Below are 16,161 nucleotides of genomic sequence, written 5' to 3'. Positions count from 1 at the left end.
AACGGCGGCAACCTCCAGCTCGATCAGCTGCTGCAGGCCGTGGCGGGCCAGCTCCGGGATCAGCTCGCCGGCACTGCTGCCATCCAGTAGCGGCGCCAGGTCAACTGCGGCACGATGGGTCTTGGGCATGGTTCGTCTGGTTGAGGTGGTTCTCGAACCAGGGAAACGGGCCTGCCCACCCCTTGCAACGCCAGGCGTCTGAGGTGTGCTCGCTCAGCCCCGGCTACGCCGGGGCTGAGGCCCAGGGGATTTACACCACTGCTGGGGACGCCAGCATGGCGGGGTTGGCTTGATTCCCAGGCGGCTGGAGCCGCTTGTGCTGGATCAGTTGGATCGATTTCCGGCTGTTGCCCTTCTGGGGCCCCGCCAGGTTGGCAAATCCACGCTGGCGCGCCAGATCGCCCTGCAGCATGAGGCCCTCATGCTCGATCTGGAATCACCAGCTGACCGAGCCAAGCTGCAGGAGCCTGAGTTGTTCCTGAGCCACTATCCGGATCGGCTCCTGATCCTCGATGAGGTGCAGCGCCTACCTGGGCTGTTTGAGGTGTTGCGGGGGGTGATTGACGCCAACCGCTATGGAGGCCGCCGCAGTGGCCAGTTCTTCCTGCTCGGTTCGGCCTCGGTGGAGCTGATTCGGCAGAGCAGCGAAAGCCTGGCCGGGCGCATTTGCTACCTCGAGCTGAGTGGTCTCTCCGTATTGGAGCTGGGCGCTGCAGCCAGTGAACGCCTCTGGATTCGCGGCGGCTTCCCCGACAGCGTGCAGGCCTCCGATGACGCCAGCAGCAGCATCTGGCGCGAACAGTTCATTCGCACCTGTCTCGAGCGCGACATCCCCCAGCTGGGACCACGCATTCCGGCGGAGACCCTGCGCCGCTTCTGGACCATGCTGGCCCATCACCAGGGAGGCTTGTTGAATGCTGCTGCCCTTGGCCGTGCCCTCGGTGTGGATGGCAAGACGATCCGCCACTATCTCGATCTGCTGGTGGATCTGCTGCTGGTGCGGCAGCTTCAGCCGCTTGTGGCCAATGCCGGCAAGCGCCTGGTGAAAGCCCCGAAGGTCTACGTGCGCGACAGCGGCTTGGTGCACACCCTGCTGGGGCTCGATAGTGCCGAAGCGGTGCTCGGCCATCCCGTGGCCGGCGCCAGCTGGGAGGGATTTGTGATCGAAACCCTGCTCACCGTGATGCCCCAGCGTTGCCAGGCTTTCTTCTATCGCACCGCAGGCGGGGCCGAAATGGATCTGGTGATCGACCACCCCGGCGGTGAACGCTGGGCCATTGAGGTGAAGCGCAGCCTCACGCCAACCCTCAGCCGCGGCTTCCATCAGGCCCAGGCCGACCTCAACCCCCGCCAAAGTTTCGTGGTGATTCCCCGCGAGGGTCGCTTTCCCCTGGCGCCAGGGGTGGATGCTGTTGGCCTGGCCGAACTGGCCGCCCACGTGGCTGGATAGCCACACCCCCGGTGAGCTGGCTGCCGCCGTGGGCGGTCAACCAGGCGGCAAGGTCGTCGGGGCCTCGTCCGTCCATGGGTTGAACGTGGGCACCCCCGTATCTGGCGCGCCTCCGGGTGCGCATCACGGCCAACGCGGCCAACACCTCCAGCAGCTGATGCTGGGCAGGCTTCGGGATCCCGGGGATGGAGAGGCTCTCGGATCGGTCAGCCGTGAGGCTCATGGCGCTTCCTCCAGAAGCCGATGATCTGAGCCACGATGGCATCAGCCGTGGAGGGGTTATTAGGTGTGGCTGGTGAGATTGCGGTCTTGAATCATCAGCATCCAGGCCTCTCCCTGCTCGATGCTGAAACGCTGCTGCCAGCGGATGTCTTCTGCCATCAGGCCTGGTCTCCGGCGGCTGTGAACGCCGATGGGATCGTGGGCGGATTCTCCATCCATCCCCTCCATTGAAGCCCTTGAACCTCAGGAGCGACACCGGCCTCTCCCGCCAGCTCGGCCTGCGGTCGATGACCCTGGCGGTGGTGACCAGCACGATCGGATCGGGCTGGCTGTTCGCTCCGTTCTATGCCGCGCGCTTCGCCGGACCGGCCGCCCTCGGCGCCTGGCTGCTGGGCGGCCTGCTGGCCTTTGCCCTGGCGCTGGTGTTTGCCGAGCTCGGGGCCCTGGTGACCAGCTCCGGCGCCCTCGCCCAGATCCCCCTGCTCAGCCACGGCCGCACCGCCGGCTTCATCGGCGGCTGGTGCGCCTGGGTCTCCTACCTGGCCCTGCCCAGCATCGAGGTGATGGCGGTAATGCAGTACCTGGCCAGCAGTGTTCCCTGGCTCACCGCCGATGCGGGCGCCGGCCAGGTGCTCAGCGGCGCCGGCCTGGCCCTGGCCAGCCTGCTGCTCGCGGTGCTGGCCTGGATCAACCTGGCCGGCGTGGGCTGGCTGGCCCGCTGGATCGACGGCCTCACCAGCTGGAAGCTGGTGGTGCCCCTGGTGGTTTCGATCACCCTGATGCTGATGTCCGGCCACTGGGGCAACCTGGTGCCCCTGGCCCAGCCGGTGGGGACAACCCTGGAGGGCATGGTGCGGGCGATCAGCAGCGGCGGCATTCTGTTTTCCCTGCTGGGCTTTCGCACCGCCATGGACCTGGCTGGAGAAGCCCGCCAACCGCAGCGCACCGTGCCGATCGCCATGGCCCTGGGCCTGGGCCTCTCGCTGCTGATCTACCTGCTGCTGCAACTGGCCTTTCTCGTGGCGGTGCCCCCCGATCAGCTCACCGACGGTTGGGCCGCGCTCCGCCTCACCGCCCACGGCGGGCCGCTGGTGGCCCTGGCCCTGGGGTTGGGCCTGGGCTGGGTCGGCCGGCTGCTGCTCCTGGATGCGGTGGTGTCGCCCACGGCCACCGCCATGGCCTACATGGGGGCCGCTTCGCGCGTCGGCTGGATGATGGGCCGCTGCGGGCTGCTGCCCAACGTTCTGGGCAGGATCAATCGCCAGGCGGTGCCGTCGGTGGCTTTGCTGATCAGCCTGGCCCTGGGGATCGGCCTGCTGCTGCTGGGCCCCGGCTGGCAGAGCGTGGTGAGCCTGCTCACCGCCACCCTGGTGATCGCCCTGGCCATGGGCCCGGTCAGCCTGGCCGCCCTGCGCCTCCAGCTCCCCGACAGCGTCCGCCCCTACCGCCTGCCCTGGGCCAGGCTCTGGTGCCCGCTGGCCTTCGTGCTGGCCACCTGGGCGATCAGCTGGTGCGGCACCACCTCCCTGCGGGGCGCCGTGCTGATCGTGCTGCTGCCGGCCATCGGCTTCGTGCTGCTGGCTCTCCGGGGCCGGCAACATGAAGAGCCCCACGCTCCACTCAACCTGCGCCAGGGGCTGTGGTGGTTCCTCTATCTCGGTGGTCTGGTGGCGATCACCGCCTGGCCGCTGGAGCTGGCCGCCGAGCTGATCCTGCTGGGGGCCTGGGCCCTGCTGGTGTTCCCGCTGGCGGTGCGCTCGCGCCTATCGGTGGTGTCCCCCTGGGCCAGGATCGGCTCCGCATGATCCCCCCCATGGATGCCCACCCTGGCGCCTCCCTCCTGAGCCAGGCCGACGAGCTTCTCCGCCTGATCCCCCAGCTTCTCGATCAACCGCAGGGACCCGAACAGCTCCGATCCCTCGCGGTGGCCTGTCATGGCCGCATGCTCGAGCTGGGCGATCTGCACCGCACCTCTGCGATCGAGCACGCCCTCGCCGGCGCCCGCCTGCTGGCGGCTCTGCAGGGGCACCCCGCCTTGGAACCCGACTGGGTGCAGGTCCATGAAGAGCAGTGCTGCCGCTATGGCGCCATCTGGATCCACGAGGCCCTCCAGCAGAGCGACCACCAGAGCGATCCCGGCCAGGCCACCGCCTGGGGCGGCACGGCCCTGGGGCTGCTGGAGCGGCTCGAGCAACTGCACAGCCCGCCGCCCGCCTGGATTCAGGCTCTCCACCAGGATCTCGGCCGCAGGATCACGGCCCCCCCACCCGAGCCGCCCAGCCTCGCGCTGGTGGTGGTGGGCAACTGCCAGGCCTTCCCCCTGATGCTCGGCCTGCAGCAGGCCCTGCCCACCGCCCAGATCACCTTCTGCCCCTCGGTGCACCTGGCCACGGCCGCGGATGTGGCGGAGCTGCACCAGGCCCTGCCGCAGGCCGATCTGCTGGTGATGCATCGGGTGCAGACCGGCTACCGCAACAACATCGGCCTCGACACCGCCACCCTGCAGGCCTTGCTGGCCCCCGGGGCCCGCTGCGTGGTGCTGCCCAATCTCCACTACGAAGGCCAGCTCCCCTGGATCGCCTACGGGCAGGATCCCGAGGGTCGCCTCTCCGCCCTGGAGGCCGAATCGCCCCTCGGCCCCTATCACGACTTCCTCGCCATGGCCGCCGCCGGCCGGGGACTCGACGCCGCCGCGCTGCATGGGGTCCCTTGCCCCGAAGCGGTTGCCTCCATCCTTCGCGAGGCCCATCACCACTCCCTGGCCGAACTGCGCAGCCGCGAAGCGGACTGCAGTGTGGGCCTCTCCGACTGGATCGCGGAGCGTCATCGCCAGCAGCCGATCGGCCACACCATCAACCACCCCACCCAGGCCAGCCTCGACACGCTGCTGCGCCGCCTGCTGGCGCAACTCCGCCCCAACCACCAGCTCGGTCCAGACCTCTTCGATCGCCAGGAACATCTCGGCAGCCTCAGCCTGCCGATCCATCCCTGGGTGCAGCAGGCCCTGAATCTCGGCGCCTGGGCCAGCACCTGGGGCCAGCGGCGCCACACTCCCTTCCTGATCGCCACCCAACTGGACGAATCGATCGCCTTCTACCGCAGGCATCCCTGGATCGAAGCCGTGAACGCCACCCACCCGAAGCTGGCCTTCGCCCAGCGATGCCTCGATCTGCTTCCCAGCTGAGCAACGACACATACTGGCCCAGACGTGAGTCTTCAGCGCTTCGAGAATCAGCCTCTCTCCCCCCGGCCACGCATCGTGGTGCTGGGGGCCGCCAAGCTCGGGAACTATGTGGTGCTGCAGCCGCTGCTGCGCGGACTGCACGAGAAATACCCCGGCCTGGAACTCACCTACGTGGGCAGCCGCCGCACCGCGGAGCTCGAACAGCGCAACCCCTGGCTACATGCCTGCCTTCCCCTGGCAGAACGGGGCGCCGCGGCCCAGGATGCCCTACGGCAGTGCCGGGCCGATGGGCCCATTGATCTTGTGATCAATGCCGATGGCCATGCCCCCCACACCCCTGGCTGGGTGGAGGCCCTGGCGCCCCGCTACGTGGTGGGCGCGGCAGCGATCCCCGCCGGCCACCATCCCATGCAGCGCCTCGCCGCTGATCCCCACTGGGCCCGCCCTGATCTGGAGCGACGCTATGCCGGGTGGATCACGGGAAACAGCATCCGGGAACTGCACTGCCGCGTGGCCTGGGTGGACACCGACTTCGAGAGGGTTGAGCTGCCCATGGAGGCGCCACCCCCTGACCTGCCCGCGGTGCTGATCGCTGTCAACGGCGAACGCCCCGCCAAGCTCTGGCCCCTCTCGCACTGGCTGTCCCTGCTGGCGCTGATGGAACAGGAGCTTGGCCTGAGCCCTCAGCAGATCGGCCTGATCGGCGGCCCACCGCCCCGGCAGATCAGCCTGCCTGGGGATCTCCTGGAGCAGGCGCTGCTGGCGGCCCTGCCGTTGCGGGACCTGCGGGGGCACCTGTCCTTGCCGCAGCTGGTGGGAGCCCTGGCCCGCAGCCGTCTCTGCATCGCCGTGGATGCCGGCCCACTCCACCTGGCCGCGGCCGCCGGCTGCCCCACGGTGGCCCTCTTCGGCACCGATCCAGAGGGCATCGGCGCCAGCCCCCAAGGCCTCTGGGCCCCCCGCAGTCCAACCGTGTGGATCCCCAGCAGCGTCAGCCGCTGCACCCTCTGCCACGACGAGCACTACCGCAACGCCAGCTGCCTGCGGTCGGAGCACCTCTGCATGGCCGATCTGACCCCCACCGCAGTGTGGCCCCTGCTGGAGGAAGCCTGGAGCAGCTCCCGCAACGGCACGCCAGGGACTGCAGAGGCCGACGGCCCCTCCCGAGGAGAGAAATCCTGAGAACGAAGCAGGAAGCGGGCGGCGGGAATCGAACCCGCATCATCAGCTTGGAAGGCTGAGGTTTTACCACTAAACTACGCCCGCAGCGACAGATCTCTGCTTCCGGCTGGGCCGTCAACGTCGATCCTGCGCTGGTCTGCCGACCCGAGGGGCGGCCCCCGTTCGACTGCTGCATTATGGCCTGCGTGCCGTCCAGGGCCGAGTGCGCGATTCCAGTTCCCCACCCCACCCGTCGCGCCCTGACGCCGCCACCACCGGGAGGCGCCCGGTGAGCGACGCAGACGATCTGGTGGGCTGGCCCCGTCAACGCATGCTGCTGGCCTACGGCATCGGCGATGCCGGCACGGGCATGGCCGCCTCCTTGATCGGCTTCTACCTGTTCATCTTCTACACCTCGGCTGCGGGCCTGCCGGCCTGGATGGCAGGGCTGGTGCTGATGCTGGCGCGGCTCTGGGATGCCATCAACGATCCCCTGGTGGGCTGGCTGAGCGACAAGACCAAATCGCGCTCCGGTCCGCGCCTTCCCTGGATTCTCTGGAGCGCCGTGCCGCTCGGGGTCGCGATGGCCCTGATGTGGTGGCTGCCACCAGGAGGCCCCTGGCAGCGCTTTGCCATCTTCGTGTTGGTCTCGGTGGTGGCCAATACCCTCTACACCTGCGTCAACCTGCCCTACGCCGCCCTGGCGGCTGAGCTCACCGCCAATGTGAGCCTGCGCACGCGGCTCAACACCCTGCGTTTCACCGGATCGATCATCGCCAGCCTGATCGGGCTCGTGCTCGGCGGCCTGCTGCTGGCCAACCATTCCGATCCCAGCAGCTACTGGCGGGTGGGGATGATCTCCGGCGGCATCATCAGCCTCACCACCTTGCTCTGCGGCTGGGGGATCGCACCGGCCGCGCTGCATTGCCAGAAGCCGGAGTCGCGTCGCGGCACCACGCGTCGGTTGCTGCGCCGCGTGCGCCAGAACGGCCGGTTTCTGCGCGTGCTTGGCCTCTACCTGCTGCTCTGGTGCGCGCTGCAGCTGATGCAGACCGCCGCCCTCCTGTACCTGCCGGTGGTGATGGGCCTGCCTGAGGGCTGGAGCAACTGGATCCTGCTGCCCTTCATCGTCAGTTCCCTGCTCGGTCTGTGGATCTGGAACGGTGTTTCGAACCGCTGGGGCCGGGTGAAGGCCCTGCAGTGGGGCAGTGCCCTGTGGATCATCGGCTGCCTGATGGCCATGCTCTTGCCGGCCCTCGATGCCGCCATCCAGCCCACCGGCTCCGCCTCCAATCTGTTGCGTCTGTCCCTGCTGGTGCTGGCGATCATCACGGCGGGCCTGGGGGCCGCCACGGCCTATCTGATTCCCTGGGCGCTGTTGCCTGACGCGATCGATGCCGATCCGGAGAAGCCCGCAGGCCAGTACAGCGCCTGGATGGTGCTGGCCCAGAAGATCTGCATCAGCCTTGCCCTCTTCTTCTTCGGCAATCTGATGAGCCTCAGCGGCTACGTGGCCGCCCGTGGTGTCGACCAGCCCGGCAGTGCCCTCACCGCCATCCGCCTCTGCATGGGCATCATCCCTGCGGTGCTGATCGTGCTGGGCCTGGTGGTGATGCGCCGCTGGCCGGAGCGCGGTGCCCATCGCCTGAGGGCCGATGGCGGGGTTGGCCGATGAGGCTCCTGTCCAGGCGTTGGCTTGCGCCCCGCTGGTTGCGGCGCTTGGGATCGAGCTGCATGATCGGCGGCCAGGCCCTGGCGGCGATCGCCCGCGGGCGGATCGGCTTCAACGATCTGCTGATGGAATTGCAGGAGGCCGGCCCGGGCAGTTTCCTGATCGTGCTGATCACCGGCCTGGCCGCCGGCACCGTGTTCAACATCCAGGTGGCGGCGGAGCTGTCTCGCCAGGGGGCCGGAGCCACGGTGGGGGGCCTGCTGGCCCTGGGCATGTCGCGGGAGATCGCGCCTCTGCTCACCGCCATGCTGCTCACCGGCAAGGTGGCCACCGCCTTTGCCGCCCAGCTGGGCACCATGAAGGTGACCGAACAGATCGACGCGATCACGATGCTGCGCACCGACCCGGTCGAATACCTGGTGGTACCAAGGGTGCTGGCCATGGTGATCATGGCGCCGGTGCAGTGCCTGCTGTTCTTCGGCGTGGCGATCTGGTCCGGGCAGGTGAGCAGCGCCCTGCTCTACAGCATTCCTCCCACGGTGTTCTGGAATTCCGTCCGCACCTGGATGGAGCCGAACGATCTGCCCTCGATGCTGATCAAGGCCGTGGTGTTCGGGCTCCAGATCGCTGTGCTCGCCTGCGGTTGGGGTCTGACCACCAGCGGCGGGCCCAAGGAAGTGGGCACCAGCACCACCGGCGCGGTGGTGATGATCCTGGTGACCGTGGCGCTGATGGACGTGGTGCTCACCCAGGTGCTGTTCGGATAATGGCGTCAGCACCAAGTCCCTCGGAACCACCGGTGATCGACGATCCCGCCAGCAGCGGTCCTGATCCCGCCATCGGCACCGTTCTGGCCCCGCGCTACTGGGTGTGCGCCGGCGTGGTGGTCCTGGGCATCGCCCTGCTGGCCCTGCAGCCCCTCTGGGGCGGTGTCCTCTGGGTGGCGGTGGCGGTGGCGCTGTTTGGCCTGGTACTGGCCCTGCAGACGGCACTGTTGCGGTTGCAGTTCGCCCCTGCCGAGCTGCTGGTGTGGCGCGGTTCGACCTGCATCCGCCGCTTCCCCTATGCCGAGTGGATCGCCTGGCGGCTGTACTGGCCTCCGTTCCCGGTGATCTTCTATTTCCGGGAGCAGCGCAGCATCCACCTGCTGCCGATGTTGTTCGAGGCCGAGGCCCTGGCTGAGCAGTTGCGTCGCCATCTTCCGCATCTGTCGCCGGAGACGTCCGCTGGCGACGCCTGAGCCAAAGTCGCCACGTCCACCGCTCCGCCCCCGCGGGTTCCATTCCCTGCCTCTGAAATCCTGGCCTGATGACTGAGAGCCGCTCGCTGCCCGATTCGCCCACCCCGCTCGACGGCGTTCCGCTCTCTCCAGCGGAAAGCCCCGAAGCTCCTGAGCAGAATCAGACAGGAGAGGGGATGGGCATCGACGAGCCTGCAGCGGGCCAGGAGACATCGGTGGCTGGGGAGCCGGAGCCCCTGGACGAAACCCGGGAGACCCTGCTGACCCTGGCGCTTCAGGATCTGACCGAACGCCGCAGCGGCCTCGAAGAGGAGATCCGCCTGCTGGAGCGGCGCCGGGAGCAGATCCAGCGCGAGATCGGCAGCAGCTTCAGTGGCCAGTCGGATGCGATCGCCCGCCGGCTCAAGGGTTTTCAGGACTACCTGGTGGGGGCCCTGCAGGATCTGGTGGTGGCGGCCGAGCAGGTGGAACTGGTGGCCCAACCCCTGGTGGTGCAGCCCTCACCCCTCGATCAGGTGGCCGCTGCATCAGCTACTCCGGAAGCCCCTGCAGCGGCGCCTGTGGCAGCGGCGGGCCTGTTCAGCCAGGACGACGCCCTGATTCGCTCCCGATTGGACCGCTACAGCGGCCAGCCTGATTTCTACGCGGATCCGTGGACCCTGCGTCGCACCCTCGAGGCCGCACAGGCCGCCCTGCTGGAGGACTGGTTCCTGAATCAGGGCGGCCGCGGCGCCCAGGCCAGTGCCGGCAGCCGCAGCCGCAATGCCTTGATCGCCGGTGCGGCGGTGTCGATCCTCGGGGAGCTGTACGGCGAACGCTTCCAGACCCTGGTGCTGGCAGGCCAACCCGAGCGGCTGGGTGAATGGCGCCGGGGTCTGCAGGACTGCCTCGGCCTCGGACGGGAAGACTTCGGCCCCAACAGCGGCATCGTGCTGTTCGAGCGGGCCGATGCCCTGATCGAGCGGGCTGACCGGCTGGAGGAGCGGGGCGAGCTGCCCTTCATCGTGATCGATGCGGCCGAACGGGTGGTGGAGGTGCCGATCCTGCAGTTCCCCCTCTGGCTCGCCTTCGCGGCCGGTCCCGGTGAACTGGTTGATGACGAGCTCACCTACTAGGGCTGTGCCGCACTGAGCTGCGACTGAGCAGAGCTCAAGGGTCCTGGTCCTGCGTTGCGGCAAGCTCGCAGCGGTCGTTTGCGGCGTCCTGCCCCATGCCCCTGCTGCTCCCCCTGATCGTGCTGCTGGCCGGATATCTGCTGGGGTCCCTCCCCTTCGGCTATTTGGCCGGTCGCTGGCTGCGCGGCATCGATCTGCGGCAGCACGGCTCCGGCTCCACCGGCGCCACCAACGTGTTGCGCGAGGTGGGCAAGGGCCCGGCCCTGGCGGTGTTCCTGCTGGATGTGGGCAAGGGCATCGCGGCCGTGGTGCTGGCACGGGCCGTGCTCGAGCCCCTGGGCGAACCGCTCGGCAGCGGCGCCTGGTTGATCGACAGCGGGGTGGTGGCGGCCGGTCTGGCGGCCCTGGCCGGGCACATCTGGCCGGTCTGGCTGGGCTGGAAGGGGGGCAAGGCCGTGGCCACCGGGCTGGGCATGCTGATCGGCCTGACCTGGCCGGTGGGTCTGGCCTGCTTCGGGATCTTCCTGACGGTGCTGACCATCAGCCGCATCGTCTCCCTCTCCAGCGTGGTGGCGGCCCTCTCCCTGCCCCTGTTGATGCTCGGCTGGTTTGCGGGCAACGGCATGGGCCTGCGGCTTCCCTACCTCGCCCTCGCCGTGATCACCACCCTGCTGGTGGTCTGGCGCCATCGCAGCAACATCCGGCGCCTGCTGGCCGGTACGGAGCCACGGCTGGGCCAACCGCGCCCCTGAGGGCATCTCCAGTGATCCGCAGCTCCTGAGGGCTTCTCCAGTCATCCGGAGCTCCTGAGGCCTGCTCAGGCCAGGGCCCGGCTGCGCTCGGCCGCGGCCACAACCGCCTCGATCAAGGCCGATCGGGCTCCGGCCCGCTCCAGTTCCCGCAGGCCGGCGATGGTGGTGCCGCCCGGGCTGCTGACCATGTCCTTGAGCTGGCCCGGATGGAGCTCCTGCTCGTGCAGCAGGGCTGCGGTGCCGGCCAGGGTGCGGTGTGCCAGGTGATGGGCCAGCACCCTCGGCAGGCCTGCAGCCACGGCTCCATCGGCCATGGCCTCGGCGATCAGGGCCACAAAGGCCGGCCCCGAGGAGGTCAGCGCCAGGAAGGCATCGAGCTGGCTCTCGGGCAGCTCCATCACATCGCCCACCCGCTCGAACAGGTCCTGCACCAGCTGGCGTTGCTGCGGCGTGGGCTGCGGCGTGGAGCCCCCAGATCCCCCACCCCAGGCCAGGCCGGTGAGACCCTGGCGGACCAGGCAGGGGGTGTTGGGAACGGCACGCACGCAGACCCGATGAGGAAACAGGCGCTGCAGCCGCTCCAGGGTCACGCCCGCCAGCACGGAGATCAGCAGGCCTTGCCCAGCTGCACCGCCTGCGCCGGCCACACCGGCCGCTGCAGTGGCCGCCTGATGCAGTTGCTGGGGCTTCACGGCCAGCAACACCACCGGCGCTGCCCAGGCCTCGGCGGGATCGGTGCTTACTGCCAGTCCGTGGCCTTGGCTGAGGCGCTCGGCTGAGGCCGCACTGCCAACGGCCGCCCGCACGTCGGCGGGGGCCAGCTGGCCACTCTCGATCAGGGGAAACAGCAAGGCCTGGGCCATGCGGCCCAGGCCGACCACGCCGAAGCGGGGGGATTCAGCGGAGCTCAAGCCGGAGGGTGGGATCAGAGACCCACATCCTGCCGTCCCCAGGCGGGGCTGGGCGCGGCCTCCGTCTCAGCGGCATGATCGCGGCTGCTCACCACCGTCGGAGACGACGACTCCTCCCCACCGGTGGTGGTGACGGTGACGCAGGACGGGGCGAACAGGAAGATGCTCTCCCCGACCCGTTCCTGGTGACCGTCGATGGCGAAGGTGCCACCGGCCACGAAGTCAACGGCGCGCTGGGCCTGATCCGGCTCCATCATCGTGAGGTTGAGGATCACGGTCTTGCGCTCGCGCAGCGCCTGGATGGCGCGCGGCATCTCATCGAAGCTGCGGGGCTCCATCAGGCTGACCTCCGCAGCCGAGGAGGAGAGGCCTGGCATGCCGATCACATTGGTCCCGCCGAAGGGATCCTCGGCGTTGAAATCGCTGGTCAGGGCCAAGGCGCTGGTGCTGCTGCTGGAACGGGTGCTGCTGCTGGTGCTTGTCGTGGCGTTCACGTCGCCGGCGTCATAGTCGAGATCGTCGTCGTACTCGCCGTCGAGATAGTCATCACCGGAAACGACGGCACGCAGGCGGGAGAACAACGACACGGATGGGGCCTCTGTTGTGATGCTTGGCACCTCAATAGCGTCCCATGAGAACGGTTGCAAGCGCTTCCCCTCAGGGGCGGTGCCCAAACAGGGTGCTGCCGAGCCTCACCCAGGTGCTTCCGGCGGCCACAGCCTCCCGCCAGTCGCCGCTCATCCCCATCGAGAGTTGCCCCAGATTCAGGTCTGCCGCCAGGTTCGCGCAGTCCTGGAACAGGGCCTGCCGATCCGCGGCCTCCAGGCCCTGGGGAGCGATCGTCATCAACCCCAGCGGGCGCAGCGGCGCCAGGGGCCGCAGCCACGGCCAGGCCTCCCGCAGCTCCTCCGGCTCGAAGCCGGTCTTGCTCGGATCGGGCCGCAGCTTCACCTGAAAGAACACCGCTGGGCTGAGGCCCTCCTCGCCGGCAATGCGGGCCAGGCGCTCGGCCAGGCCCAGGCTGTCGACCGAGTGGATCGTGCCGAACCGGCGCAGCACCCCACGGGCCTTGTTGGCCTGCAGGCGCCCGATGAAGTGCCAGTCGAGGGGCGGCGCCAGCCCTGAAAGATCGGCGAGCTCCTCCTGCTTGGTGATGGCCTCCTGCAGCCGACTTTCACCGAAGCTGCGCTGGCCGGCGGCCACCGCTGCCCGGATCTGCTCGCTGGGCTGGCCTTTGCTCACGGCCAGCAGCTGGGTGGAGGAGGGCAGCTGCTGGCGGATCTGCGTGAGTCGTTCGGCCAACCCTGCCGCTGTCATGACCAGGGGATTTCAGATGAAGGTCTGATCGAACAGCTGGCGCCAGCGGGCGTGCACTTCGGGGCCTTCCCGGCGGGAGCGGGCCAGATTCTGCTCGGCGTAGTGGCGGGCATCCATCAGGGGGATCACCTCAAAGTTGGCGCCACGCGGCTGCAGCGTCACCAGAAAGAAGATTCTCTGGGCGTAGAGGGTCGCATAGAGATCGCAGTTCTCACCGGTCGGTGCGACCCGGTAGAGCATCCCGAAGGTGGGATGGTTGAGATAACGCTCTGCGCTCACGTCGTCCGTTGGACTGGCGCCATTAAAGAGCACCGACCTGCCAGCGCAGCAGCAGCAGGGCCACCAGAGCGATTCCGCCCAGCACGGTGGCGACGCCGAGCGAGGCCGGAGGCTGGTGCAATCGGTCAGGCGCCAGCCAGTGGCCGCCCCGGGCCAGCAGGGCCTCGGCCCCCTGTTCGGCCCGCAGCAGCACATTGGCCAGCAGGCGCTCTCCCACGGCCAGCACCAGCGCCAGGCTTCCCTTCCAGCCGAGCTGCCTGAGGTTCACCGCCCGGGTGGAGATCGAGCGCAGCAGGTTCTGCAACTCCTCCTGCACCAGAGGCAGGAAGCGCAGCGACAGCAGCAGGGTGAAGCCGAGCCGGTCCACCGGCCAGCCCAGGGAGGCCAGGGGCTTGAGGAACCAGCCGATCGCCCAGACCAGTGCCTCCGGACTGGTGCTGAGCAGCAGCAGGTTGGCGCTGTGGATCAGGGTGAACAGCAGGGTGGCACCGTTGAGGCCTAGCTCGGCCGAGCGACGGCTGATCACCAGCGGTCCCAGGGGAAGGGGGCCCAGCTGGACCGGCCCCCAGTGGACCAGCTCCCAGCGCTGGCCGGAGCGGCTGGGGGCGGGACTGCCCGGTGGACCCGGTTCGAGACGTACTTCGTCCGGAGGGCGCTGCAGGGGGGCCGCTGGAGCCGATCCGGCCGGCAGCAGAGAGGCCAGCACCCCCACGAACAGAGCCAGGGCGAGCAGCAGCGGCAGGCTGCGGCGCCACAGGCGCCAGGGCAGGCCGCACACCGCCGTGATCAGCAGTAACAGGGCGACCAGGCCCAGGCGCCAGATCGGGCCGGCCAGGATCGGCGTCACCAGAAAAGCCACGGTCCAGCCGAGCTTGAGGCGCGGATCCAGCCGCTTCAGCCAGCTGCCGGTTCCTCTCTCCGTCGGGGAGTCGTCGTCGGCCACGTACTGGCCGATCGGCATCTGCCGCAGCCAGTCCACTCAGCGGCTGCGGCTCTGCTGGCGGGCCAGCTCCTTCTCGGCATCGCGCTGTTGCTTGCCGCGCCAGAACAGGCGGATCGGTGAGCCCTCGAAGCCCAGCCCTTCACGGATCTGCCGTTCCACGTAGCGGCGGTAGGTGTCGCCGAACAGTTTGGGATCGTTCACGAACAGGGTGAAACTGGGCGGACGGCTGGCCACCTGGGTGCCGTAATAAAGCCGCCCCTGGCGACCGCCGCGGCTGGTGGGGGGAGTGCGCCAGCTGAGGGCCTCCTGCAGCACCTCGTTCACCACCGAGGTGGTGACACGGCGGCGGTGCTGTTCCACGGCCAGCAGGGCCAGGGGAAAAATCGCTTCCACCCGCTGGCCGCTGAGGGCGGAGGTGAACAGCATCGGTGCCCAGTCGAGGAAATAGAGCTTGGCCCGGAGCTCCCGCTCCATCGCCGGCATGGTGTGGCTGTCCTTCTCGATCGCATCCCACTTGTTGACCACCACCACACAGGCGCGGCCGTCCTCCTCGATCCGGCCCGCCAGGCGCTGATCCTGTTCCGTCACCCCATCCTCGGCGTCGATCACCAGCACACACACATCCGAGCGTTCGATCGCCTTGAAGCTGCGGTTGATCCCGAAGAACTCGGGGCCGTAGTTCACCGAACGGCGCCGGCGGATGCCTGCGGTATCCAGGATTTTCCAGGCCTTGCCTTCCTGTTCGATCGTGGTGTCGATCGTGTCGCGGGTGGTGCCGCGGATCGGACTGACGATCGCCCGGTTCTCGCCACAGATGGCATTGAGCAGGCTCGACTTGCCCACATTGGGCCGGCCGATGATCGCCAGCTGGATCGGTTCCTCCGTTTCCACCTCTTCGGTGGGGGGCAGGAAACCCACCACCCGATCAAGCAGATCGCCGGTGCCGGCTCCGTGGATCGCTGAGATCGGATAGGGCTCGCCCAGGCCCAGACCCCAGAATTCCGCCGCCATCGACAGACCGGCTTCCGGCGATTCGCACTTGTTCACCGCCAGCAGCACCGGCACCTTCTGACCCCTGAGCCATTCGGCGATCGACTGGTCGGCAGCGGTTGACCCCTGCTTGCCGTCGACAATCACCACGGCAACGGAGGCCTCCGCCAGGGCGAGGTTGGCCTGTTCGCGGATTTCCGGCAGGAATTCGCTGTCATCGTCAAATACCAGGCCGCCGGTATCGACCACACGGAAGGTGCGATCCCGCCAGAAGCCTTCCTGGTAGGTGCGATCGCGGGTCACGCCCGGTTCGTCGTGCACGATCGCCTCACGGCTGCGGCACAGGCGGTTCACGAGGGTGGACTTGCCCACATTGGGTCGCCCGATGATGGCGACGACGGGTAGCGCCAAAGCGGCTTATCTCAACGACATTGCGTTTCCTGACACTACAGAGTGGCCGCGCGCCTGGCTGATCTGGCTAGGGAGGAAGTAACCCTCTCTGCCCTCCGCCTTCCGGCGGAGACGCCCCATGGTGGAGCTGATTGCCGCGATCGTGGTCGACCTCTCCGACCAGAAGCTCTACGCCTACGGCGCGGCAGACACGCTGCTGCGCACCGTGCCGGTCAGCACCGGGCTGGCGTCGAGTCCGACCCCCACCGGTGAGGGGAAGGTCTACGGCAAGCACCGCAGCGTCACCATGCGCGGCAGCAGCTTCGTGGCGCCGAATGTGCCGTGGGCCCTCTGTGTCACACCGGATCAGGTGATCTGCCTGCACGGTGCCCCCTGGCAGGAGGCCGCCGGTCAGCGCTTCGGGGTGCCGCGCAGCCACGGCTGCGTGCGCGTGCCCAGCCCCCACGCCCGCTGGCTGTTCGAGCACACCCCCCTCGGCACGCCGGTGACGATCCGCCCCTGAACCCGCACCGCG

At 68.6% G+C, this 16,161-nt stretch carries 17 protein-coding genes, 1 tRNA gene and 1 pseudogene; 10 read left to right on the top strand and 9 right to left on the bottom strand.

Annotation, left to right across the window (positions count from 1 at the left end; genetic code table 11):
- Positions 1–129 (bottom strand): annotated as a pseudogene (locus VB777_RS17505) (IS256 family transposase); the annotation flags it as partial.
- A gap of 199 nt (positions 130–328) precedes the next feature.
- Between VB777_RS17505 and VB777_RS15420 the strand changes: the two are divergent.
- Positions 329–1,450, top strand: a complete 1,122-nt coding sequence (locus tag VB777_RS15420; RefSeq protein WP_323250018.1) for an ATP-binding protein — start codon at positions 329–331, stop codon at positions 1,448–1,450.
- Positions 1,451–1,732: 282 nt separating this feature from the next.
- Here the strand turns inward: VB777_RS15420 and VB777_RS15415 are convergent, their stop codons facing one another.
- Complete coding sequence (locus tag VB777_RS15415; protein WP_323250016.1) at positions 1,733–1,891, bottom strand: hypothetical protein; 159 nt, start codon at positions 1,889–1,891, stop codon at positions 1,733–1,735.
- A gap of 68 nt (positions 1,892–1,959) precedes the next feature.
- On the opposite strand from VB777_RS15415, the gene VB777_RS15410 reads away from it, so the two are divergent.
- From VB777_RS15410 to VB777_RS15400, 3 genes are read left to right on the top strand one after another with little or no spacing between them, the layout of a single operon-like run.
- Complete coding sequence (locus VB777_RS15410; RefSeq protein WP_416238374.1) at positions 1,960–3,477, top strand: APC family permease; 1,518 nt, start codon at positions 1,960–1,962, stop codon at positions 3,475–3,477.
- Between the two features lie 8 nt (positions 3,478–3,485).
- A complete protein-coding gene (locus tag VB777_RS15405) occupies positions 3,486–4,856 on the top strand; it encodes a WcbI family polysaccharide biosynthesis putative acetyltransferase (RefSeq protein WP_323250012.1) in 1,371 nt (456 codons plus the stop codon).
- A gap of 24 nt (positions 4,857–4,880) precedes the next feature.
- On the top strand, positions 4,881–6,038 hold the full coding sequence (locus VB777_RS15400) for a glycosyltransferase family 9 protein (protein ID WP_323250010.1): 1,158 nt from the start codon (positions 4,881–4,883) through the stop codon (positions 6,036–6,038).
- 13 nt (positions 6,039–6,051) lie between these two features.
- Here VB777_RS15400 and VB777_RS15395 read toward each other — a convergent pair.
- Positions 6,052–6,122 (bottom strand) — tRNA-Gly (locus VB777_RS15395).
- A gap of 226 nt (positions 6,123–6,348) precedes the next feature.
- Here VB777_RS15395 and VB777_RS15390 point away from each other — a divergent pair.
- The 5 genes from VB777_RS15390 to plsY all read left to right on the top strand — a co-directional run bounded on the left by VB777_RS15390 (position 6,349) and on the right by plsY (position 10,796).
- A complete protein-coding gene (locus VB777_RS15390) occupies positions 6,349–7,692 on the top strand; it encodes an MFS transporter (protein WP_416238373.1) in 1,344 nt (447 codons plus the stop codon).
- On the top strand, positions 7,689–8,456 hold the full coding sequence (locus VB777_RS15385) for an ABC transporter permease (RefSeq protein ID WP_323250006.1): 768 nt from the start codon (positions 7,689–7,691) through the stop codon (positions 8,454–8,456). Before VB777_RS15390 ends, VB777_RS15385 begins: the two co-directional genes overlap by 4 nt.
- On the top strand, positions 8,456–8,929 hold the full coding sequence (locus tag VB777_RS15380) for a DUF3119 family protein (RefSeq protein ID WP_323250004.1): 474 nt from the start codon (positions 8,456–8,458) through the stop codon (positions 8,927–8,929). Before VB777_RS15385 ends, VB777_RS15380 begins: the two co-directional genes overlap by 1 nt.
- A 68-nt stretch (positions 8,930–8,997) precedes the next feature.
- Positions 8,998–10,044, top strand: a complete 1,047-nt coding sequence (locus VB777_RS15375; protein WP_416238372.1) for a DUF3086 domain-containing protein — start codon at positions 8,998–9,000, stop codon at positions 10,042–10,044.
- Between the two features lie 95 nt (positions 10,045–10,139).
- Positions 10,140–10,796, top strand: coding sequence for a glycerol-3-phosphate 1-O-acyltransferase PlsY (gene plsY, locus VB777_RS15370; RefSeq protein ID WP_323250002.1), 657 nt, complete (start codon positions 10,140–10,142; stop codon positions 10,794–10,796).
- A gap of 65 nt (positions 10,797–10,861) precedes the next feature.
- Here plsY and proC read toward each other — a convergent pair whose 3' ends face one another.
- The 6 genes from proC to der all read right to left on the bottom strand — a co-directional run bounded on the left by proC (position 10,862) and on the right by der (position 15,647).
- Complete coding sequence (proC, locus tag VB777_RS15365) at positions 10,862–11,707, bottom strand: pyrroline-5-carboxylate reductase (protein ID WP_323250000.1); 846 nt, start codon at positions 11,705–11,707, stop codon at positions 10,862–10,864.
- Positions 11,708–11,721: 14 nt separating this feature from the next.
- Positions 11,722–12,294 carry a cell division protein SepF gene (locus tag VB777_RS15360; RefSeq protein WP_197154444.1) on the bottom strand — a complete coding sequence of 191 codons (573 nt, stop codon included), beginning with the start codon at positions 12,292–12,294 and terminating at the stop codon, positions 11,722–11,724.
- A 70-nt stretch (positions 12,295–12,364) separates the two neighbouring features.
- Positions 12,365–13,024: a YggS family pyridoxal phosphate-dependent enzyme gene (locus VB777_RS15355; protein ID WP_197154453.1), complete on the bottom strand. Its 660-nt coding sequence runs from the start codon at positions 13,022–13,024 to the stop codon at positions 12,365–12,367.
- A gap of 12 nt (positions 13,025–13,036) precedes the next feature.
- Positions 13,037–13,303 (bottom strand): PipX family protein, encoded by a 267-nt coding sequence (locus tag VB777_RS15350; protein WP_197154455.1) that lies wholly within the window; start codon positions 13,301–13,303, stop codon positions 13,037–13,039.
- A 22-nt stretch (positions 13,304–13,325) separates the two neighbouring features.
- The gene (locus VB777_RS15345; RefSeq protein WP_323249998.1) at positions 13,326–14,282 is read right to left on the bottom strand and encodes an energy-coupling factor transporter transmembrane protein EcfT; all 957 of its coding nucleotides are present in this window, start codon (positions 14,280–14,282) and stop codon (positions 13,326–13,328) included.
- Entirely contained in the window at positions 14,283–15,647 is a 1,365-nt protein-coding gene (der, locus tag VB777_RS15340; RefSeq protein ID WP_323249995.1) for a ribosome biogenesis GTPase Der, read from the bottom strand.
- Positions 15,648–15,765: 118 nt separating this feature from the next.
- On the opposite strand from der, the gene VB777_RS15335 reads away from it, so the two are divergent.
- Positions 15,766–16,149 carry a L,D-transpeptidase gene (locus VB777_RS15335; RefSeq protein ID WP_197154467.1) on the top strand — a complete coding sequence of 128 codons (384 nt, stop codon included), beginning with the start codon at positions 15,766–15,768 and terminating at the stop codon, positions 16,147–16,149.
- Positions 16,150–16,161: the final 12 nt, after the last annotated feature.

It is taken from the genome of Synechococcus sp. CCY9202, from assembly GCF_034931685.1.
GTDB lineage: Bacteria > Cyanobacteriota > Cyanobacteriia > PCC-6307 > Cyanobiaceae > CBW1002.
The sequence above is the reverse complement of the archived record's forward strand: the minus strand, read 5'-3'. Positions and strand labels throughout refer to the sequence as shown.

Bases quoted from the DNA above. Each gene is read 5' to 3' on its own strand.
- VB777_RS15380 (WP_323250004.1), top strand. From the start codon at position 8,456: ATGGCGTCAGCACCAAGTCCCTCGGAACCACCGGTGATCGACGATCCC.
- VB777_RS15335 (WP_197154467.1), top strand. From the start codon at position 15,766: ATGGTGGAGCTGATTGCCGCGATCGTGGTCGACCTCTCCGACCAGAAG.
- VB777_RS15415 (WP_323250016.1), bottom strand. From the start codon at position 1,891: ATGGATGGAGAATCCGCCCACGATCCCATCGGCGTTCACAGCCGCCGG.
- VB777_RS15390 (WP_416238373.1), top strand. From the start codon at position 6,349: ATGCTGCTGGCCTACGGCATCGGCGATGCCGGCACGGGCATGGCCGCC.
- plsY (WP_323250002.1), top strand. From the start codon at position 10,140: ATGCCCCTGCTGCTCCCCCTGATCGTGCTGCTGGCCGGATATCTGCTG.
- VB777_RS15410 (WP_416238374.1), top strand. From the start codon at position 1,960: ATGACCCTGGCGGTGGTGACCAGCACGATCGGATCGGGCTGGCTGTTC.
- VB777_RS15355 (WP_197154453.1), bottom strand. From the start codon at position 13,024: ATGACAGCGGCAGGGTTGGCCGAACGACTCACGCAGATCCGCCAGCAG.
- VB777_RS15375 (WP_416238372.1), top strand. From the start codon at position 8,998: ATGACTGAGAGCCGCTCGCTGCCCGATTCGCCCACCCCGCTCGACGGC.
- VB777_RS15405 (WP_323250012.1), top strand. From the start codon at position 3,486: ATGGATGCCCACCCTGGCGCCTCCCTCCTGAGCCAGGCCGACGAGCTT.
- VB777_RS15385 (WP_323250006.1), top strand. From the start codon at position 7,689: ATGAGGCTCCTGTCCAGGCGTTGGCTTGCGCCCCGCTGGTTGCGGCGC.